The organism is Rickettsia rickettsii (assembly GCF_001951015.1).
GTDB lineage: Bacteria > Pseudomonadota > Alphaproteobacteria > Rickettsiales > Rickettsiaceae > Rickettsia > Rickettsia rickettsii.
Genome location: NZ_CP018914.1, coordinates 416,553 through 436,036, shown reverse-complemented (window position 1 = coordinate 436,036; position 19,484 = coordinate 416,553). Strand labels below are relative to the sequence as shown.

Genomic DNA, 19,484 nt, shown 5'->3' with positions numbered 1-19,484 from the left:
AGTTAAAACTTGTGAACCTTTAAAATGATTTACTAGTTCAATTAAATGACCTACAACAAGTATATTATCATTTTACCCGACCAAGCAACTTCCGAGCTGTTTTTACTTGAACAAATAAGACCTTTAACTCTAACAGAAGCCCCAATCGCTGCAGGTCAAGCTCCACTTACCGGTAAGCTTGAACCGTCTAATGATAGCTCTCCTATTAGCAAATATTCTGCAATTTCAAGTTCAGATAACATATTCATTGCGGTAAGTATCGCACAAGTAATCACAAGATCGAAGTGGTTTCCTTCTTTTACTAAATCTGCCAGAACTAAATTTATTAAAATCTTTTTAGTATGTAGTGCAAGCCCTATAGAAGATAACACTACTTTAACACGTTAGACTTGCTATATGCCTTATCATGAAATTTTTCTTAAAATACTATTTTGCTAGGTTGTAGATGTTATTGCATGGATACTACTAAATCGTCATTGCGAGCAGACATAGGCTGCGTGGCAATCTCATGAAATAATAACAAACTCCTGAGATTGCTTCGTCAATTACTGAGGTAATTGCCTAGTAATGATGAAAAATAACAATCTTCCTTAACCATTGATTGAAAAACGTACTACAGAACAAACTTAGCTAAGTCGAGATTAGTTATTATTTTTGATAATTGATTTTCTACGAATTTATCATCGATAGTTATTTTTTTGCCTTTCATTTCGCTAGCTTCAAAGCTTATATCCTCAAGCAAATTCTCAAGTATAGTATGCAGCCTTCTAGCCCCTATATCCTCGACTTCTAAATTAACGGTGATCGCATAATCCGCTATCTTCTCAATAGCAGAAGCAGCAAATTCAAGACGTACGTCTTCAGTACCTATTAACGCCGAATATTGTTTTATTAAACTAGTTTCAGGCTCAAGCAATATTTTAATCATATCATCTTTGGTAAGCGAATTTAATTCTACTCTAATCGGTAACCTTCCTTGTAACTCCGGTAATAAATCAGAAGGTTTAGCAATATGAAAAGCACCGGAAGCAATAAATAATATATGATCGGTTTTAACCGGTCCATATTTAGTATTAACCGTCGTGCCCTCTATCAAAGGTAGCAAATCTCTTTGCACTCCCTCTCTACTTATTTCAGCATTTTTTGCTCTGGAACTACCAGTTGAAGCTATTTTATCAATTTCATCAATAAAAACTATACCATCATTTTCAGCTAAATTTATAGCTTGCTGAATAATTTTTTCTTGGTCTATTAATTTTTCTGATTCTTCAGGTATAATAATAGCCATAGCATCTTTAACTAGCATTTTTTTTGTTTTAGTCTTACTACTGCCAAGGGCTCGTCCAATCATATCGCCAAGATTAAGAACGCCCATAGATGCTCCCGGCATACCCGGTATTTCAAAACTTCCACCGCCGACAGGTGTAGTATCAGCTACGCTAATTTCAATTTCCGTATCATCAAGTTCGCCGTTTAAAATTTTTTCTTTGAACTTTTCTCTAGTCTCACTACTAGAAGTTTTACCTACTAAACTATCTAATATTCTCTCGATTGCTTTTTCACGGGCATGAATATCTACTTTCGTTTTTGCTAAAGTTTTTTCAGTATTAACGGCTATTTCGACTAAATCACGAATTATTGATTCTACATCACGCCCTACATATCCGACTTCGGTAAATTTAGTTGCTTCAATTTTATAGAAAGGAGAATTAGTCAGCGTTGCAAGGCGTCGTGCTATTTCTGTTTTCCCGACACCGGTTGAACCAATCATTAAAATATTTTTTGGTACTATTTCATTACGTAAATTACCTTCTACTCTTTTACGACGACAACGATTTCTAAGTGCAATAGCAACAGCTTTTTTGGCCTTTTCTTGACCTACGATAAATCTATTCAGTTCATTCACTATTTGAGAAGGGGTAAGCCCCATAGGGTCTTTTTTATAAGTAGTTTTAGTAGCTTTCATACAACTTTTTCCATTATAATATTATGATTAGAAAATACACACAAATCTGCAGCTATATTCATAGATTTTAAAGCAATTTCTTCAGCAGTTAAATTATTCTCGTAAGACATTAGAGCGCGAGCGGCAGATAGCGCAAATAAACCGCCTGAACCTATTGCTGCAACATTATTTTCAGGCTCTACGACATCACCGTTACCGGTTAAAATTAATATATGACTACGATCAGCAACAATCATCATTGCTTCCAAACGTCTCAAATATTTATCGCTACGCCAATCTTTTGCAAGCTCAACTGCACTTCTAAGTAAATTATGCTTATGTTGCTCTATCTTTACTGCAAGCTTTTCAAATAACGCAAGACCGTCAGCCGTAGAACCCGCAAAACCGGCAATAATTTTATTATTTGCTATAGTCCGAAGTTTTCGTGCTGTAGATTTTAGTACGGTATTACCATGCGAGACTTGTCCATCTGCTGCTATAATTATTTCTTCGTTCTTTTTTAAACAAAGTATTGTTGTACCGTGTAAGGATAAATTATCTGACATAATATAAAATTTATTGATATTAAGTTGTTAATTAAGTACTATTAGAATTACTGTTAAGTAGACGAATAGACGAAGTTTAATTTGGAAAAGAGCACGGAGTCTGTAAGCCGAGGAGCGGAGCGTATATTAATACGTGAGCATCCGAGGACTTACCAAAACGACGTAGCCAATTTTCCAAATTAAACGAGTATACTTGACTAATCCAATTTAATTAATTATTGTCCCTTGAATTTTCAAGGCTTAAACTTAAATAATGAATATATACGCAATATACATTAACTCCACACAAAAAAATAATAATTTTATTGTTATTGCAGAAGGCTTTTCATGGATAGCGGCTCTTTTAAGTATATTTTGGGCATTATACCATAAAATGTGGTTAATTGTTACTATTGCCGTAATAGCGAATATAATCGTTACGGCGATTAATATCGAAGAGTTAAAGTTTATATTTAAGATAGTCTTAATATTAGGCTTCGGCTTTTGTGCTTCAGATATTAGAGAAAATTATTTAAAAAGAAATAATTACCGACTAGAAGATATAATAATTGCCAACTCTAGAATTGAAGCTGAATTAAAATTTCTAAAACGTAGTATGCTTGTTTAACAACAACGTGGTTTCATAAATATTAAATCGTCATTGCAAGCAGTCGTAGACTGCACACTGCAAGGCAATCCAGAAAAAAATTAAAGAAATGCTAAAATTAGCATTTCTTACTGGATTGCTTAGTCAAAACTTACATTTTTTACTCGCAATGACGGAAAATTAAGCCATACAATAAAGCTTTTAACAGGAATAAAATGATGTATAACAAAGAAAATGTTTTTGCAAAAATCATAGGTAAAAATCTTCCGGCAGAAATAATTTATGAAGACGAACAAATTTTAGCATTCAAAGATATAGCACCCGTAGCACCTGTACATATTATCGTTATACCTAAAAACGAATATATAGATTATGCCGATTTCATCTCTAAAGCTTCTATAGACGAAATAAAACATTTTTTTGCTAAACTTTCTGATATAGCAAATGAAGCGGGTTTAGATAAAGACGGTTATCGTTTAATAACTAATAAAGGCGAGAAATCAGGACAAACTATTTTTCATTTCCATTTCCATATTATCGGAGGTGAAAAACTCATCGGATTAATAAATAATGACTAAAAAATACAATATTGCAGTAATCGGAGCTACAGGAAATGTAGGGCGTGAAACTCTAAATATTCTAGCTGAGCGTAATTTCCCCATTAATAAAGTTTATGCTATAGCTTCAGATAGCGCTCTAGGGCGAGAAGTAAGCTTTGGAGAAAAAATACTACAAATTAATAGTTTAAAAAGTTTACATTTTGACGATATCGATATTGCTTTTTTTTGTGTAGGTTCAGAAGTATCAAAAGAATTTATACCAAAAGCTACTGCTAGTAATTGTGTAGTTATCGACAAATCCTCACTTTTTAGAGTTGATAATCAAGTGCCGTTAATTGTACCTGAGGTTAATTTATCAACACTTAAAGAGTTTAATACTAAAAATATCATAGCTAACCCTAACTGTATCGTCATTCCGCTTGCAGTAGTATTAAAACCGCTAGATAATGACATAAAGATTAAAAGAGTAGTGATATCTACTTATCAATCAGTATCAGGAGCAGGTAAAGCAGGAATGGACGAACTCTACGACCAAACAAAATCTAAATATGTTTTTGGAGAACATGATCCTAAGAAATTTCCAAAACAGATTGCATTTAATCTTTTTCCTCATATAGGTGATTTAAATAAAGATGGCTATACAAGTGAAGAAGCAAAAATTGCTTCTGAACTAAACAAAATTATAGGTAATCACTTTAAAGCTAGTGTTACTGCTGTTAGAGTACCAGTATTTATCGGTCATTCTATATCGGTTAACATAGAATTTAACGACAAAATTGATGCCAAAGAAGTCGAAGAAATATTACAAGATGCCGATGGAATTGTTACAATTTCTAATAATAATTACCTTGCGTATATCTCACCCGTTGAAGTGGTAGGCGAAGATGCCGTATATGTCTCCCGAATTAGAAATGACGTCAGTAGAGATAATACGATAAATCTATGGATCACATGTGATAACTTACGTAAAGGAGCAGCTTTAAACAGTGTTCAAATTGCTGAAGAATTAATTAATAATTATTTATAATATAAAATATGGATAATAAAAATAATAATCTAAATAAAAAAAACCCACTAGTAATAGCATTAGGCGAATGTAGAACAGCTTTTTGGATAGTCTTTTGGTTTGCTTTTGTAATCAACTTACTAATGTTAATTACTCCTCTTTACTCACTACAAGTTCTTGATAGAGTCCTTGGAAGCGGTAATCTACAAACATTATTATTTTTATCAATAATAATCGCATATATTTATTTTGTTTACGGATTATTACAAATTGCTCGTTCTTTTACACTTATAAAGGTAGGAGAATGGCTTGATAGAACAGTAGCTCCTGTAATTTTTGCTTCTTCAATTTCTGCAGCTGCAACACGAGCAAATATGGGTTCTAGCCAATTATTACGTGATTTTCAAGCCGTCAAAACATTCCTAACAAGTACCGGAATTAATACTTTATTCGATGCCCCTTGGAGCCTTATCTATATTGCGGTTATTTTTTCAATTCATCCATATATCGGTCTTATTACCGTTTTTGGTGCAATTATAATAGTTTCAACCGCTTTCTTTAACGCTGCAGCTACTAATAAAACACTTGGTGAAGCTACCGAATTTTCGATAAAAGGTATGACACAAGCCGATATTGCAAACAGAAATGCAGAAGCAATTGAAGCAATGGGAATGATGAAGAATGTTACAAAAAATTGGCATAAATTTAACATATTAGCACTTGATAAGCAATCGGTTGCTAGCTATCGTAACGGTGTTATTTCTAACTTTTCAAGGTTTATCCGTAATATAATGCAAATGGCTGTTACCGGAGTCGGTGCTTACATTGTTGTAAAATCTCACAGTGCAGATATGACTCCCGGTAATATGATTATGAGTTCTATCATAGTCGGTAGAGCTCTTGCTCCTTTCGATAATGCTATTGATTTATGGAAAAGTATGAGCGGTGCTATTAAATCATACAAAAACATTAATAATTTATTTAACACTTATTCTTCTAGAGACGAAACTATGCCAATTCCGAACGTTGATGGTCATCTTACTGTTGAAAATATTTATTATGCTCACCCTATACCGCAATATTTACCGCAACCTCCCGTACCGAAATATATCTTAAAAGGCGTTAGTTTTGCAGTACAACCGGGCGAAGTTTTAGCAATTATCGGTCCTTCAGCTACAGGAAAATCAACTTTAGCTAAAATCATAGTCGGGGTATGGAAAGAATCATCAGGTTCCGTACGTTTAGATAGTGCTGAAATTTATCGTTGGAATAGAGAAGATTTCGGTAGACATGTCGGCTATCTTCCTCAAGGAATAGAACTTTTTAGCGGTAGTATTAAACAAAATATAGCTAGAATGGAAGAAGATGCCGATCCGCAAAAAGTTATTGAAGCAGCTAAAATAGCCGGAGCTCATGAAATGATATTAAGATTCCCTGACGGTTATGATTCTGATATCGGTCCTGCAGGCTCTAATCTATCAGGTGGTCAAAGACAGCGTATCGGGCTTGCTAGAGCTTTTTACGGTAATCCAAAACTCATCATTTTAGATGAGCCTAATGCTAATTTAGATGAGGCAGGTGAAGTTGCCCTTGCAAGTGCCTTAAAACAAGCAAAACTTAAAGGAATAGCAGTTCTTGTAATTTCACATAGACCATCCGTATTATCCGTTGTTGATAAAATTCTAATATTACAGGATGGAGCCGTTGCAGTTTACGGAACGGCAGAAGAGATTCAAAAACACTTTAAAACTTTAAAAAGCGATACAATTCATATTAATAACTAAAGTGTCATATCGTGACTTGATTAGCATTGTTGCATGACTTCCAAATCATCATTGTGAGGAAACTTTGTGAGCGTGGCAATCTCATGAATTCTATCGAGATTGCTTCGTCAATTACTACATCATGTCCTCGCAATGACGCAAAATACAAACAATACTGACTAAATATAATAATGATTAAATATTATGCAGGACTTAAAACACAATAAACCTCAAATTACTCCGGAACAATTAAGACAATTATTGTCCTTAAGAGAAGATGCGTTAAATCTTAAAGGTCAAAGTTCTAAACGTAAAGCTTTAATAAATACTACATTAAAGAAAACCTCTCATGCTATAGAATTCTTATTAGTAAAACTTGATAGGTTTGTTAATTTTATTACCAAGAAAACCGATAAAGATCGTAATAACGTAGCCCAAGCTGCAAGATCACCTATACTTTTTGGTATTTATGTTATGATCTTTTTAGTATTAATAGGTGGATTATGGTCGGCTCTTGCTCCGCTTGATAGTGGTGCTGTAGCTGTCGGTATCGTAATGCCAAGCACAAATAAAAAAACGATTCAACATCATGAAGGCGGAATAATCAATGCTATTTATGTGAAGCAAGGTGATAAAGTCAAAGAAGGCGATAAATTAATAGAGCTTGAAGAAACTAGAATAAAAAGCGAACATGAAAATATTCTTGGTCAATACCGTAATTTTTTAGCAACTGAAAATCGTTTAATGGCCGAACGTGATAATTTAGAACAAATCGAATTCTCTGATTTTCTAATGCAGGATATCAATTTACCGGAAGTAGCTAAAATAATTCATACGCAGGAAAACTTATTTAGATCTAGAAAAGAAGTATATAACTCAGAAAAAGATGCATTACATCAAAATATTGCTCAACTTGAGAAAAAAATTGAAGGTTTAGAAGCAAAAAAAGTTGCCGCCTCCAAAACTGCTGAAGTTTATCAAGACCGTTTAAAAGCTTTAAGAACCTTAAAAGAAAAAGGCTTTGTACAAAAAGCAGCCTTATTAGACCAAGAGGCAAAAGTTGCCGCTTCAAAAAGCGATGTTGCAACAACTGAAGCCGAAATAGCAGGAATACGCCATGCTATTACCGAAACTCAAATTAAAATTATAAATCAACAAAATAAATACACTGAACGGACTTTAACAGAGCTTCGTGAAGCTCAAGTACAAACCGCATCTCTTAAAGAAAAATATAATGCCCTGACGGATTCGCTTAATCGTGTGATAATCAGATCACCTGTTGACGGTATCGTTAATAATTTAAAATATCATACAATAGGCGGTGTTATAAGTCACGGACAACCTATTATGGAAATTTCGCCAACTAATGACCCATTAATAATAGAAGCAAAGGTATCTCAAAAAAACATTGACTCAGTACATGAGGGATTAGTTGCAAAAATACGTTTCAGTGCATTTAAATCAAGAACAACTCCAACATTTACCGGTAAAGTAGTAAGCATATCTCCCGATATCGTACAAGATGAAAGACAGCATCCGGGACAACAGCAAGATAATTATTATGTTGCAAGAGTTGAAATCGATATGGATGAATTTAACAAAGTTGCTAAAGTTAAAAATCTTGAATTACACCCCGGTATGCAAGCTGAGGTACAAATCGTAACAGGTACTAGAACACTACTTAGATATTTACTTGATCCCGTTACTGATACTGCATTTAAAGCTTTCAGAGAAAAATAGATAATTTGAAAATTTTAAGTTAGATAACTTTACGAAACCTAAATATTTACAATATTTATTAAAAATTCTTAATCCTTTATTGACTTCGAATCAAAAGCAGTATAGCTTATTTTGTAATCTAATTAATATGCAAAGGTTATGTTAGGCTACGAAAAAGAACAACGAAGTTTAAATACAGAACAAAAACAAGCAGTCGGATTACTTTCTATAGGTACATTTCTAGAGTATTTTGACCTTATGCTTTATGTGCATATGGCGGTGCTTTTAAATAATTTATTTTTTCCGGAATATGATCCTTTCACTTTTTCGTTGCTTACTGCCTTTTCTTTCTGTTCTACCTATTTGCTCAGACCTATAGGAGCATTAATATTTGGGTATATAGGCGATCATTTTGGACGTAAGATTGTAGTTGTTTTAACTACCCTATTAATGGCTATTACTTGCGTGATTATAGGCAGCATGCCAACATATGCACAGATAGGTATCACAGCCTCTTGGGTTCTTACTATATGTCGTATAATTCAAGGTATGTCAGCAACTGCAGAAGCACGAGGTGCAGAGCTGTACTTAACCGAAAATTCATCTCCTCCTATACAATATCCATTAGTAACAATTATAACCGTATTTTCTGCCGTAGGCACTACGGTAGCACTAGGTATTGCATCAATTTTTACTAATCAAAATATTTATCACCATGAGTCAAGTTGGCGTATAGCCTTTTTCGTTGGTGCAACTATCGCTTTTGTAGGTACTATTGCAAGGACTAGTTTAAAAGAAGCAGAGGCATTTTCAAATAAAAGAAACAAATTAAAACTAAGACTTCAAGAAAATAATATTATGCTTGAAGAAATTGACAAAGATATTCTAGATCAAAAAGTTCCAAACACCACTTCTATTTGGTATTTCTTTATCCAGTGTGCTAGGCCACCGTGTTTTTATTTCGTATATATATATTGCGGTGATATATTAAAAAGAGAATGTGGATTTACTCCAAATCAAATTATAAATCAAAATTTTTGGGTATCTATAATAGATTTACTCGGTATTATCGGTCTTGCATTTATTAGCTATAAAATCCATCCTTTAAAAATCCTAAAGGTAAAATTATATCTATTTTTTACCTCTCTCATTTTTTTTCCTATAATGTTAAATTATAACCCTACTCCTTTATATATTTTTATTTTTCAATGTTTAGCTGCATTATTCGTATTTGATCACGTACCAGCAGCGCCTATATTTTATAAATATTTTCCGGTTTTTAAGAGATTTACATATACTAGTATGCTAAGTGCAATAGCAAAATTATTTACTTATATTATAACGTCATTTGGTTTAGTTTATATTACCAATTCTCTAGGATATTGGGGATTATTTTTAATTTTCATTCCGGTAGGTATCACTTTTTTTATGGGAGTAACTTATTTTGAGAAAATGGAAACGAATCGAAATTTATAATTTTATTAAAAGTAGAATTTATATTAAATTTTAAATTATTTTTATAACATTCAGCATATATAAGCTCTGAAACTGAAGGTATTTCAAGTATTTCACTTAACACTAAAAAACTTTTTAATGTCTCTTTAATTATTTTATGAGCTTTTTCAGGAGATTTTGCTTCCAAAGTTTGTAAATTATGTATTCTATCAAAAAGTTTTATAAGAGCAGTATCGTATCTTTGTTGTTTAATTAATAAAATAAGACTTTTCTCGCTACTTATTTTGCCCCAAGGTTTAATTCTAGTGAGACCTGCTACATGCCTTGCTACTTCTTCATCAAAAATATTGCTAATTATTTCTTCAGTAAGTTCAGTATCTTCAATAGTGTCATGAAGTAATGCAGCTTGTAGCATTCTAAAAGTAAAGAGTTTAGGCACTTCTTTTGCTACAAATTCCGCTACCATAATCGTTACTGCGATTGGATGAGAATAATAAGGGTCACCTGATTGACGCATTTGCTCACCATGATATTTACGAGCATAATAAATACCTTTTTGAACTTCTCTAATATCGATAGGTTGTTTGACTTGGGTATTTAAAAATAAAAGCCTTTCAATTAATTGATCTGAATATTTACAGCTTTCAAAATTTTTTTCCCAATATTCTATATCTTTCATACAATCGTCCCATTATATATATATATTATTTTATTGTTTTTTTTGATGATTATCTTTTATATTTTCTTTTTAAAATCCAATTATTATTTATTAAAAATCTCTATATTTAATAAATTTTCTATTTTTAATGCTAAAAAATAACTATATATTAAAAATAGTTTTTTACAAAGGTTTATATGTCATTCTTAACTATCACCTACATTTTTCTCATTACAACAATATTTCTTTTTCGTCTGTATGGCTTAGGAAGTATTCTTTCTAGGGTTTTTTAAAAGAACATTACAAAATCTTTGACCAAAACAGCAGATTTTAGCTGTTATTATAGCATCTTTAATATTTGGGATTACATATTTTCAAGGCAGAATATATAGCTTTAAGCACTATATGCGGTTTTTTCTATGGTTATGCATATTATAAAAACAGGCAAAATATTATGCTCTGTGATAGTTCATTTCGGTCTAAATTTATTCCATGTATTATTATTTACTTAATTTACAAATAGTAAACATAATAACTAAGTTTTATGAATAAAGACATCCCTACAGATTTATTACCTTCAGAATATGAGTTAGCAAGCTCTAGTAATGCTGCTGTGACCCTATTTTTAATGGAAGCAACCTTATTATTCTTGTTTGGTTATTGCTGCTACTGTTGTTTCAATAATGAGCCACAAGATATGGGGCTTGAATTAATCGGTGATCACCACGAACATGATGAATAATATTTTTTAATTATTGCATGTTCTTAATGTCATTCCTGCGAAAGGCTTGCCTACGTGGCTTGAAAATAGTCATTGCGAGGAAATTATGAAATAATTGATGAAGCAATCTCAGGAGTTTGTTATTATTTCATGAGATTGCCATGCAGTCTACGACTGCTCGTAATGACGGGGTGGTATCCACGCAGGCAATGCCCAACCTACAATTTACTTGGATCAAAACTAAAATTAATCTCTTTCCAATGGTTAAAGCGTGCAGAGTCAAGGTTTTCGATAGGGCTTGCTTGCCATACTGCTCTAATTGCATTATCTGCCAAAGCTTCACAAACACTAGCCGGAATATTAGGACAGATTTTTTTGTTAACCTTTGCCTGCTCAACATTACCTGCTTTATCTAGCGTAATACTAATAATGACTTTTACCTTATTATTACCTCTAACTCCTGCCGGTACATTACTCCAATGTCTTTCAATCTGTCTTTTTATCAAAGATGTGTCACTATCGGAAAGAGGCAGCCCATCCGTATAAACCCCCTTAGCTTCTTGTGCATTATCAGCTTTTTTTGACCTTTGATGCTTATTGGATTTTACATTATCCCCTTCTGAAGATTGCTCTAAATTCTTCAGCAAAGAATCAAGCTCATCGGTTTTAGGCTTTTTTTTCTTCACATCTTTAGGTTTCTCAGCCGGTTTCGTTTCCTCTTTCTTTTCTTCAGGCTTCTTCTTTTCTTCTGCTTGTTTTTTTTCTTCTGCTTTAGGTGTTTCTTCCTTTACTTCTTCTTTCTTCTCAGGTAACGCTTCTTTTGCTTTTTCAGACTTTGGTTCTTCTATAGGTTTTTTCTCTTCTATTTTAGGCTTTGCTTCCATTGTTTTAGCCTCAGGCTCTTTTGCTTTTTCTTCTTTAGACAAATCTTGCGGTTCTTCTTTTGGCTTACTTTGCTCAGATTTTTTAGCGTCTTCGTTTTCTATAGGGGCTTCTTTTTGCTTTGTCTGAGTGATAATATTTGATTTATCGCTAACAGGTAACATTTCAAAAGTTATAGTTTGCTCTTTCGGTAATTTTTTAAAAAGTGACGGCATACCGAATAGAAAAAAATATAAAAGAAGTAAGTGTAGAACAATAGAGCAGCTAAGGAAAACCGTAAAATTATCCTTATTTTGATTACTTTTCATTATTTTTAATATTTGAAATAAGAGCTACACGCGAAAAGCCGGCAGCATGAATTTCGGTAACTATCTCTACTACCTGCCCATAAGAAACATTTCTATCACCTCTTACAAAAATTCTAGCATCCTTTTTTTCTTTAGTGATATTTGCAAGCTTGTCGGTTAAATGCATTCTTTCTATTGGACTTTCAAGTAAGAAAATTTTGCCTTTATTATTGATAGTAACAACCAAAGGCTCATCCTGACCTGAAATCGGGCTTGAATTTGTCTCAGGCAAATCCACGTTTACTCCTGACACAAGCATTGGAGAAGTAATCATAAAAATAATTAATAGCACAAGCATCACGTCCACAAGCGGCGTAACGTTAATTTCGCTAACTACCGCTCTTTTACTTTTTCTATTACTTCCGGCAAGCTTTATAGCCATTACATTTTCTCCTGATCAATTGCCTTAGAAAGTATAGAGTTTAACTCACTAATAAAATCTTCAATCTTATTATTGATAAGAGTAATACGGGAAATCAGATAATTATAAAAAATTACTGCCGGAATAGCTGCAAATAAGCCTATCGCAGTTGCAAGTAACGCCTCAGCAATTCCGGGAGCTACTACAGCAAGAGAAGTATTTTTTGAAGTAGCAATCGATTGGAAGCTATGCATAATCCCCCAAACGGTACCGAATAAACCTACGAAAGGAGCACTTGATCCAACAGTTGCCAAGAAGCTTAAATTTTTCTCGAGCTTTTCGACTTCCCTATTTTGAGCTAAGTACATTACACCCGTTATACGCTCTTTATGGTTGTTTTTTAAGCTTTCAGAAAGCCCTTTAGTGCTTAAGCTTTTACACTCATCCATAGCTGAGACAAAAATTAAAGCTAGCGGATTATTAACCGACCTCTTTATGCTTTCATATAATTGCTCTAATACTCCACCGGACCAAAACACATTTTCAAATGCCCGCATGCTTTTCTGCACTTGCACTAGCTTAAATATTTTATCCAAAATAATAGCCCATGACCAAATAGAGGCAATAAGCAACATCAGCATAACTGACTTACCGATAATGTCGGAGGAGCTTATTAAAGAAAAAATCGATAAATGATCTTGCGTAATGACTTCTAAACCGCCGCTAATATTAGTATCTGCACTCATTGAATATATATTATTTAAATTATTCTAAAATTAAATAATATATTCATATTTTATTTTTGTCATTAGGTTATGTGAAAAATTTTAGTAATCAATTTAGTATGGCTTTTGAAAAACACTTCAGTGTCATACCGTGGCTTGACCACAGTATCCAGAAAACAACCAAAAATACTAATATTATTAGTATTTTTAACTGGATTCTGTGAATAAATCACGAGGTGACACACATTTTTAAACCATTAATTTAATATCTCTTGACTCATGTCAATTTTTCATATAAAATGCCGCTCTTACATTTAATCTAAAGTTGCACATAAAATTAATTCAATATTTAAAACAACTTGAAGCTATAGCTTTTGGTCCATGGCTTAATAAATACAAAATACAAACAATTATTTACCTCAGATGAATTAGAAACTGAGCTGTTTGATATAATCATTCAAACTCAAGAAAATAAAAAACATTTTAATAAAGAGTTATTTTATTATCTAATAACGTTATTGAGAGAGCAAAGAGAAGAGATAAAGCGATCAGAAGTTGCTGTTATTTTTTCTTCGGACTATAGAGCAAATTGATATTCTATATTTACTTGGTTAACTAATTGTCAGTTAGAACAATATGATAGATTTATATTAAATCTTCCAAAGCATTATAAGGACTATGAAGATTATTTTTTACAAGAACAAGACAGATATTCAAAAATCAAAGCTTTTAATAATGTTCAAGATAAGCAATTCTTGAGAAAATATTGCAATTTATCAAAGCACGACCAATCAAATAATTACCCATTGTTTCAAAAAAATACTTTAAAATTGCAAAAATATTTAGAATATCCTTATGAATATAATACTGCAATTGATAAATCTGAATTTCTAGGTTCTGTAGATAGCTATTATAATTATTCTTGTAATAATATATAAAATTATATATTAATAAAACAATCATTTATTAATAAAATTAATATGCTGAAATCAGAAAATATACAAAAATCCGGTAAAGCTCCTAAAGTTATAAGTAAAGACACGTTTTTTAGACCTTATGGCCTTACATCTTATTCTATTTACTATATGGATGACGGCACAACTATATATAGTGAATCTGAATCACCTTATTATTATGATAAAGTTAAAATGATAGGTCATGATACCGGATATTTTCATAAATATTTTACTGGATTTGGGTTTGAATAGACATTACTTAGAAAGAATTGCTTTGTGAGTTAATGGAGCCTCTCGATGTCATTCCTAGCTAGAAGCAGGAATCCAGTAATAAAAAGTTCATACACTGTAATTTTTAATAATAATTCTATGTAAAATTTTAAACCTTTCCTATCACATTGTAGCAGTTCTTAAGCCCAACTAATACTAAATTATATTCATAAACAATGCAGAGCCTTCAATTACTTTTAAGCTTGATATTATCACGGTTTATAACACCCTCAATATATTATCAGAAAGTAACATAAGAAATTTTAAACTTTTCCGGTCTTGATGTAGTAGAAATGGATCAAAACTTTTCATCTATACCAACTGTTGGTGCCGCTATAGAAGTAATGCATTATATATTTGGACATTTAAATAGTGAAAAATCTACAGTAAGTAGCAAGAAAGTTACAGAAATTAAGCATTCACTAATACATAAATTAATGCCTAATTATCCATATGCAAGTTACACAAATCATGAATTGTTGAAAAATTATGAAATAATACAGAGACCAGGCTTTTTTGAATATCAATTAGATGGTGAACTCATAAAATTGGATGCCGGATAAAATCATTTCTATACCACCTGATACGCTAACCAAAATTCAAATAATGAGTCTTGCCTTTCAATGTAGTATATTAAATAGACACAATGAAGCTGCTAAAGAGATATTTAAATGTATCATTGCAGCAATAAATCTATATTTTAATTACTTTGCAAAAGAAATTGCACAATATAGCAAATGTGCAGAATATCTACTCCCCGTACTCAAGCTTATTGAACCGGAATCTAAGCTTAAAATTACCCAAGCACTAGTACCGTATATAAAATCCAGCTTAGATTTGTCAGGTCAATTCTCTGATTTATTAATGGAAAATAAAAATTTTGAAGGGGTAAAAGCTTTACTTGAAGAATCTATTTTTTCGTTAAATACTCACACTGAAAATCAGGTTTTAGCCCAGTGGTATTATAGAACAGGGCGTGTTTATGAAGAAACCGGGAGCTATTATATGTCCACTAAATGTTATGAACATGCTTTTGTGCTTCTACCTACACATCCAACAGCAGCCTATTATTTATGGTCTAATTATAGAATACAAGGCAAATGTGATAAAGCTAATGACTTAATACAATATGTGCCGGTAGAATATATACAATACATTCTAGAAATGTTAACTAATCCATATGAAATTTCTTATAAGACGTTAGATGTAATAAAACAAATACCTTAGTTCCTTTCTATTCATCAATATATGATGGCTGTGAATACATGGCTTTTTATAACAGCATTTCCAATAAAAAAATTAACAAAAACCAGCAATCAATATTAACCGCAAAACTAAAAGCAATTAGTGATACCCCAAACAACATACTTCTAACATTCTCACTTGCCATATGTAGTACGCAATTTAAAACGGCTTCTGATCTTTTAAATCAGATACCTGAGCATCAAATAAATTTGTATGAAAAGGCTATTATAAAACTTCGGAGTTACGTGGACCCAAATTATACGTTACCTCAAAATAATACTCTAACATCCAATGAAAAAACAGAGGTTCTTAACGCCGTTAATACCGGTTTAATAGCAGATAACGAGACTCAATTAACTTCTGAAAAATCTGAAAAGATTTTCCAAAATGTTGAAAATGCTCTGCAAAATGATTCTTGCCATGAAAACACTTTAGAAATTGGAGTAGTTACCGCCTTATTAAATAATAACCTAAAAAAGTACAAGAATATGCAAGTAAATGAAGTCAAAAAAACAAGCAGGGATTATTGCAAGCTATTCCCCCGATAATAAGCCAATAGAAAACTTAGAACAATTAACCCTTCAATATTATACAAAAAAAATCCATCAATATTATCAACTAAAAAAGAAACATGAATTTTATCTAGCCATTACAAAGATTACCAACTTCAATAATAATTCTTGGAATATTCCTAAAGAAGGTCAAATTAAAATTGATAATCAGGCAGTAACAAAAGGTACGGATAAATTTCTTGGCAAATATAGAGGATTTGATTATTACGGTACAATGTCTAAAAAAATCTATAACACCTTTGATAAAAGTAAAGTTACCTCTTTTGTTTCTGCTTTAAAAAAAGGAATAATATATCACAAACACGGAGTAACCGGAGTTAAACTTATTAAAGAAAATGCTTTTAAAGCTAAGTGGGACTGTGATGACTGATTATTTACGAATATATTATATTTTAATGAACAAGGGTTATTATTAAATGTTGATGAGTATGGTAACCATGCTGAAATAAAAAAGTTTATTAGCGGTCATCATTTGGAGTTTTATAATGTGGAGTGATTAACTTTAAGATTCTGCTTTGTTGCATGACGCGATTTTTATTGTCATTGCGAGGAAACTGCATAGCAATTGACGAAGCAATCTCAGGATATTTGACGAGATTGCTACGCAGCCTATGGCTGCTTGCAATGACGTGGTGGTATCCACACAACAACGCCTCCTCGCAATGACGATATCTATATTTAATGAGCAATGCCTAAAACTTAGGATAATTTTGTAGTAGAACTTAAATAATCGTTGCCGTATTTCTCAATATAATCATCATATTTACCTTTAAAATCAACAATCTTTTTCCTATAGGCAAGAGTAATAATTCCGATCGTACGTTACTAATATTACCGTACCATCAAAATCAATTAGAGATTTTTTCAGAGCTTCTCTTGACTCTATATCAAGATGGTTTGTCGGTTCGTCGAGTAGTAAAATATCGGGATTATTAAATAGACTTTGTACGAGTAATACACGAAAGCTTATAACCTTCTGACAACCCAGAAAGCGGTTCATAATGGTATTTTTCGGCTATTCCAAGACCTACAAGCAAGCTAGCTGCAAAAATTTCAGCAGTATAACCGTCATTATCGTATATTACCTGTTCAAGTTCACCAAACTTATACCCATCTTCATCGCTACATTCCTACCGATTTAATATCTCTTCTTTTTCTTGTAAAACTTTCCATCACTCCTTCTTCCCTGCTATTACCGTATCTATCATTTTAGTATTTTCATAAAGAAACTGAGCTTGTTTTAAACAACCTATTTTGAAGTTTTTTGGTATGTTAATCTCACCGAAAGCTGGCTCTTCTTCCTTAGTTAAGACTTTGAAAAAAGTTGTTTGACCTGCTCCGTTGGCACCTACTAAACCATATCGTTTATTGTTTTTAATATGCAAATTTACATCGGTAAATAGTATTCTTGTACCATAACTCATGGCTAAATCGTTTATAATAATCATATTTTTAGATGTCGTGGTTAAATGGTGTGATTGTATAAACACCTAATCGCCATTGTGAACAACTGCAGCTCTTGTTGCACTGCTCGTTTTATGACATTCCAGCGAAGGCGTTGTTGCATAGATACCGCCCTGTCATTGCGAGCAGTCGTAGACTGCGTGGCAGTCCAAAACAATAATAAAAAAAATTCTGTAAATCAGAATTTTTTACTGGATTGCTGCGTCAAAACTTACAGTTTTTCCTTGCAATGACGACCTTCAGTATCCACACCACAAGACCTATGCAGGCATAACATAAGAGCCATGCGGGCAATGCCGAGCTTGTGGCAAGATTCATAAATGCTTATTACTTAAAGTTAGTTGTGATGGATACCATAGAAGGTTCACAGTATAACAAGAAAAAATCTTATTTCTTCAATAGCTCAAGAGCTTTTGCAAAATCTACTATATATTCTTCTTCTTTTTTTAAGTCTTTAATTTTTAAGTTATTATTCGCCTGCTCTTCGTCACCTATAAAAATAATAAATTGAGCATTTTCATTAAAAATGCGTTGCATTCTTTTAGCTATTTTACCTAGGGATTCTATGATAATAGCAATATTTTCTGTTCGCAATTTATCTACAATTTCTAAAGCATAGCAAATATTATTTTTGCCTATAGGTAATACAAATACCGGCTTAACTTCAGATACATCATATTCCCGCATTAAAGCAATTCGCTCAATACCGGCAGCAAAACCGATAGCCGGCACATCATCGTTATTACCCATGATTTTAGCAAGCCCGTCATAACGTCCACCAGCTAGAATAGTAGATTGGCTCCCTAACTTTTTTGTAGTGAATTCAAAAGCAGTATGGCAATAATAATCAAGCCCTCTAACCAAGCGTGGATTTATGCTATATTTCACACCTAAAATATCTAGATACTGTATTAACTCCTCAAAATATTCTTTGGATTCATCAGTGTAATATTCAGATAAAACCGGTGCGTTTGCTATTATTTTCTGATCAGTCTCACTTTTAGAATCAAGTATCCGCATTGGATTTTTGGATAACCTTATTTTGCTTTCTTCTGATAATTGCTCTTTAAAATCATTTAGATATTCTACTAATTTTTGCTGATAAACTCTTCTTGATTCATTACATCCAAGAGAGTTAAGCTCTAAGGTAGTATCCTGCTCTATTTCGAGTGCTTTTAATATATCAACGGCTAACTTCAAAGTATCAGCATCAGTAATTGCTCCTTTAGCACCGATATACTCATAATTTAGTTGGTGAAATTGTCTTTGACGCCCTGCTTGCGGTCTATCATAACGAAAAACAGGACCGGTAGAGAAAAACTTTAATGGTAATTTATGTTGTAATCTGTTTGAGATGATGCTTCTTATAATACATGCTGTAAATTCAGGTCGTAATGCTACGCAATCATTACTTTTATCTAAAAAACTATAGATTTCTTTGCTGATTACGTCAGAGCTTTCACCCATCGAACGGTTAAAGACTTTAGTATACTCCACAATAGGAGTACTCATTTGTTTATAGCCGTACAATACTCCCACATCTCTTGCTTTGTTAATTATATAGTCGTGAACTTTATAATCATCCGGCAAGAGATCTTTCATTCCTCGGAGTGGTTGCAGCTGTTCAGTCATTTGGTTAATTTTGTTTTGTTGCGTGGATACATACTGAAACCGTCATTGCGA

22 protein-coding genes are annotated in these 19,484 nt (G+C 32.6%); 14 read left to right on the top strand and 8 right to left on the bottom strand.

Annotated features, from left to right (window positions below):
• Window positions 1-45 precede the first annotated feature (45 nt).
• Entirely contained in the window at window positions 46-387 is a 342-nt protein-coding gene (locus BTU51_RS10240) for a hypothetical protein (protein WP_012262317.1), read from the top strand.
• Window positions 388-613: 226 nt separating this feature from the next.
• Here BTU51_RS10240 and hslU read toward each other — a convergent pair whose 3' ends face one another.
• Window positions 614-1,966 carry an ATP-dependent protease ATPase subunit HslU gene (gene hslU / locus BTU51_RS02480; protein ID WP_012150639.1) on the bottom strand — a complete coding sequence of 451 codons (1,353 nt, stop codon included), beginning with the start codon at window positions 1,964-1,966 and terminating at the stop codon, window positions 614-616.
• Window positions 1,963-2,511, bottom strand: a complete 549-nt coding sequence (gene hslV / locus BTU51_RS02475; protein ID WP_004996101.1) for an ATP-dependent protease subunit HslV — start codon at window positions 2,509-2,511, stop codon at window positions 1,963-1,965. The genes hslU and hslV overlap by 4 nt, the downstream gene beginning before the upstream one ends.
• 81 nt (window positions 2,512-2,592) lie before the next feature.
• On the opposite strand from hslV, the gene BTU51_RS02470 reads away from it, so the two are divergent.
• The 7 genes from BTU51_RS02470 (at window position 2,593) to BTU51_RS02440 (ending at window position 9,621) form a co-directional block, all read left to right on the top strand.
• The gene (locus BTU51_RS02470; protein ID WP_012262316.1) at window positions 2,593-2,694 is read left to right on the top strand and encodes a palindromic element RPE5 domain-containing protein; all 102 of its coding nucleotides are present in this window, start codon (window positions 2,593-2,595) and stop codon (window positions 2,692-2,694) included.
• A gap of 70 nt (window positions 2,695-2,764) precedes the next feature.
• The gene (locus tag BTU51_RS02465) at window positions 2,765-3,118 is read left to right on the top strand and encodes a DUF2628 domain-containing protein (protein ID WP_012150638.1); all 354 of its coding nucleotides are present in this window, start codon (window positions 2,765-2,767) and stop codon (window positions 3,116-3,118) included.
• Window positions 3,119-3,315: 197 nt separating this feature from the next.
• The gene (locus BTU51_RS02460; protein ID WP_012150637.1) at window positions 3,316-3,675 is read left to right on the top strand and encodes an HIT domain-containing protein; all 360 of its coding nucleotides are present in this window, start codon (window positions 3,316-3,318) and stop codon (window positions 3,673-3,675) included.
• Complete coding sequence (gene asd, locus BTU51_RS02455; RefSeq protein WP_012150636.1) at window positions 3,668-4,684, top strand: aspartate-semialdehyde dehydrogenase; 1,017 nt, start codon at window positions 3,668-3,670, stop codon at window positions 4,682-4,684. Before BTU51_RS02460 ends, asd begins: the two co-directional genes overlap by 8 nt.
• Before the next feature lie 8 nt (window positions 4,685-4,692).
• Window positions 4,693-6,447, top strand: coding sequence for a type I secretion system permease/ATPase (locus BTU51_RS02450; RefSeq protein WP_012150635.1), 1,755 nt, complete (start codon window positions 4,693-4,695; stop codon window positions 6,445-6,447).
• A gap of 183 nt (window positions 6,448-6,630) precedes the next feature.
• Window positions 6,631-8,166, top strand: a complete 1,536-nt coding sequence (locus BTU51_RS02445; RefSeq protein ID WP_012150634.1) for an HlyD family type I secretion periplasmic adaptor subunit — start codon at window positions 6,631-6,633, stop codon at window positions 8,164-8,166.
• A gap of 138 nt (window positions 8,167-8,304) precedes the next feature.
• Window positions 8,305-9,621: an MFS transporter gene (locus BTU51_RS02440; protein WP_012262315.1), complete on the top strand. Its 1,317-nt coding sequence runs from the start codon at window positions 8,305-8,307 to the stop codon at window positions 9,619-9,621.
• Here BTU51_RS02440 and BTU51_RS02435 read toward each other — a convergent pair.
• Window positions 9,572-10,279 (bottom strand): HD domain-containing protein, encoded by a 708-nt coding sequence (locus BTU51_RS02435; protein ID WP_012150632.1) that lies wholly within the window; start codon window positions 10,277-10,279, stop codon window positions 9,572-9,574. The genes BTU51_RS02440 and BTU51_RS02435 overlap by 50 nt on opposite strands.
• A 523-nt stretch (window positions 10,280-10,802) precedes the next feature.
• Here BTU51_RS02435 and BTU51_RS02425 point away from each other — a divergent pair.
• Window positions 10,803-11,000, top strand: a complete 198-nt coding sequence (locus tag BTU51_RS02425; RefSeq protein ID WP_012150631.1) for a hypothetical protein — start codon at window positions 10,803-10,805, stop codon at window positions 10,998-11,000.
• 197 nt (window positions 11,001-11,197) lie between these two features.
• Here BTU51_RS02425 and BTU51_RS02420 read toward each other — a convergent pair whose 3' ends face one another.
• Genes BTU51_RS02420 through tolQ form a run of 3 tightly spaced genes read right to left on the bottom strand, consistent with a single transcriptional unit; the run spans window position 11,198 to window position 13,315 of the window.
• Window positions 11,198-12,169, bottom strand: coding sequence for an energy transducer TonB (locus tag BTU51_RS02420; protein WP_012150630.1), 972 nt, complete (start codon window positions 12,167-12,169; stop codon window positions 11,198-11,200).
• A complete protein-coding gene (tolR, locus tag BTU51_RS02415) occupies window positions 12,159-12,590 on the bottom strand; it encodes a protein TolR (RefSeq protein WP_012150629.1) in 432 nt (143 codons plus the stop codon). The genes BTU51_RS02420 and tolR overlap by 11 nt, the downstream gene beginning before the upstream one ends.
• A complete protein-coding gene (gene tolQ / locus BTU51_RS02410) occupies window positions 12,590-13,315 on the bottom strand; it encodes a protein TolQ (protein WP_012150628.1) in 726 nt (241 codons plus the stop codon). Before tolQ ends, tolR begins: the two co-directional genes overlap by 1 nt.
• Before the next feature lie 959 nt (window positions 13,316-14,274).
• Here tolQ and BTU51_RS02395 point away from each other — a divergent pair.
• From BTU51_RS02395 to BTU51_RS02380, 5 genes are all read left to right on the top strand, one after another.
• Complete coding sequence (locus tag BTU51_RS02395; protein WP_012150625.1) at window positions 14,275-14,502, top strand: hypothetical protein; 228 nt, start codon at window positions 14,275-14,277, stop codon at window positions 14,500-14,502.
• A gap of 311 nt (window positions 14,503-14,813) precedes the next feature.
• Window positions 14,814-15,083, top strand: a complete 270-nt coding sequence (locus tag BTU51_RS07765) for a hypothetical protein (protein WP_012150624.1) — start codon at window positions 14,814-14,816, stop codon at window positions 15,081-15,083.
• Window positions 15,073-15,747 carry a tetratricopeptide repeat protein gene (locus tag BTU51_RS09070; protein WP_230453516.1) on the top strand — a complete coding sequence of 225 codons (675 nt, stop codon included), beginning with the start codon at window positions 15,073-15,075 and terminating at the stop codon, window positions 15,745-15,747. Before BTU51_RS07765 ends, BTU51_RS09070 begins: the two co-directional genes overlap by 11 nt.
• A gap of 38 nt (window positions 15,748-15,785) precedes the next feature.
• Window positions 15,786-16,313, top strand: coding sequence for a hypothetical protein (locus BTU51_RS02385; protein ID WP_014362462.1), 528 nt, complete (start codon window positions 15,786-15,788; stop codon window positions 16,311-16,313).
• Entirely contained in the window at window positions 16,264-16,707 is a 444-nt protein-coding gene (locus BTU51_RS02380) for a hypothetical protein (RefSeq protein ID WP_014362461.1), read from the top strand. Before BTU51_RS02385 ends, BTU51_RS02380 begins: the two co-directional genes overlap by 50 nt.
• Before the next feature lie 802 nt (window positions 16,708-17,509).
• Here BTU51_RS02380 and BTU51_RS02370 read toward each other — a convergent pair.
• Window positions 17,510-17,785: an ATP-binding cassette domain-containing protein gene (locus tag BTU51_RS02370; protein WP_012150621.1), complete on the bottom strand. Its 276-nt coding sequence runs from the start codon at window positions 17,783-17,785 to the stop codon at window positions 17,510-17,512.
• 403 nt (window positions 17,786-18,188) lie between these two features.
• Entirely contained in the window at window positions 18,189-19,433 is a 1,245-nt protein-coding gene (hisS, locus tag BTU51_RS02365; protein WP_012262309.1) for a histidine--tRNA ligase, read from the bottom strand.
• Between the last annotated feature and the right edge of the window lie 51 nt (window positions 19,434-19,484).

Excerpts from the sequence above, each read along its gene's own strand:
- BTU51_RS07765 (WP_012150624.1), top strand. The coding sequence starts at position 14,814 with ATGGATCAAAACTTTTCATCTATACCAACTGTTGGTGCCGCTATAGAA.
- hslV (WP_004996101.1), bottom strand. The coding sequence starts at position 2,511 with ATGTCAGATAATTTATCCTTACACGGTACAACAATACTTTGTTTAAAA.
- BTU51_RS02445 (WP_012150634.1), top strand. The coding sequence starts at position 6,631 with ATGCAGGACTTAAAACACAATAAACCTCAAATTACTCCGGAACAATTA.
- asd (WP_012150636.1), top strand. The coding sequence starts at position 3,668 with ATGACTAAAAAATACAATATTGCAGTAATCGGAGCTACAGGAAATGTA.
- BTU51_RS02380 (WP_014362461.1), top strand. The coding sequence starts at position 16,264 with ATGAAGTCAAAAAAACAAGCAGGGATTATTGCAAGCTATTCCCCCGAT.
- BTU51_RS02465 (WP_012150638.1), top strand. The coding sequence starts at position 2,765 with ATGAATATATACGCAATATACATTAACTCCACACAAAAAAATAATAAT.
- hisS (WP_012262309.1), bottom strand. The coding sequence starts at position 19,433 with ATGACTGAACAGCTGCAACCACTCCGAGGAATGAAAGATCTCTTGCCG.
- BTU51_RS02370 (WP_012150621.1), bottom strand. The coding sequence starts at position 17,785 with ATGATTATTATAAACGATTTAGCCATGAGTTATGGTACAAGAATACTA.
- BTU51_RS02450 (WP_012150635.1), top strand. The coding sequence starts at position 4,693 with ATGGATAATAAAAATAATAATCTAAATAAAAAAAACCCACTAGTAATA.
- BTU51_RS02385 (WP_014362462.1), top strand. The coding sequence starts at position 15,786 with ATGGCTTTTTATAACAGCATTTCCAATAAAAAAATTAACAAAAACCAG.
- BTU51_RS10240 (WP_012262317.1), top strand. The coding sequence starts at position 46 with ATGACCTACAACAAGTATATTATCATTTTACCCGACCAAGCAACTTCC.
- tolQ (WP_012150628.1), bottom strand. The coding sequence starts at position 13,315 with ATGAGTGCAGATACTAATATTAGCGGCGGTTTAGAAGTCATTACGCAA.
- BTU51_RS09070 (WP_230453516.1), top strand. The coding sequence starts at position 15,073 with ATGCCGGATAAAATCATTTCTATACCACCTGATACGCTAACCAAAATT.
- hslU (WP_012150639.1), bottom strand. The coding sequence starts at position 1,966 with ATGAAAGCTACTAAAACTACTTATAAAAAAGACCCTATGGGGCTTACC.
- tolR (WP_012150629.1), bottom strand. The coding sequence starts at position 12,590 with ATGGCTATAAAGCTTGCCGGAAGTAATAGAAAAAGTAAAAGAGCGGTA.
- BTU51_RS02425 (WP_012150631.1), top strand. The coding sequence starts at position 10,803 with ATGAATAAAGACATCCCTACAGATTTATTACCTTCAGAATATGAGTTA.
- BTU51_RS02435 (WP_012150632.1), bottom strand. The coding sequence starts at position 10,279 with ATGAAAGATATAGAATATTGGGAAAAAAATTTTGAAAGCTGTAAATAT.
- BTU51_RS02395 (WP_012150625.1), top strand. The coding sequence starts at position 14,275 with ATGCTGAAATCAGAAAATATACAAAAATCCGGTAAAGCTCCTAAAGTT.
- BTU51_RS02440 (WP_012262315.1), top strand. The coding sequence starts at position 8,305 with ATGTTAGGCTACGAAAAAGAACAACGAAGTTTAAATACAGAACAAAAA.
- BTU51_RS02460 (WP_012150637.1), top strand. The coding sequence starts at position 3,316 with ATGTATAACAAAGAAAATGTTTTTGCAAAAATCATAGGTAAAAATCTT.
- BTU51_RS02420 (WP_012150630.1), bottom strand. The coding sequence starts at position 12,169 with ATGAAAAGTAATCAAAATAAGGATAATTTTACGGTTTTCCTTAGCTGC.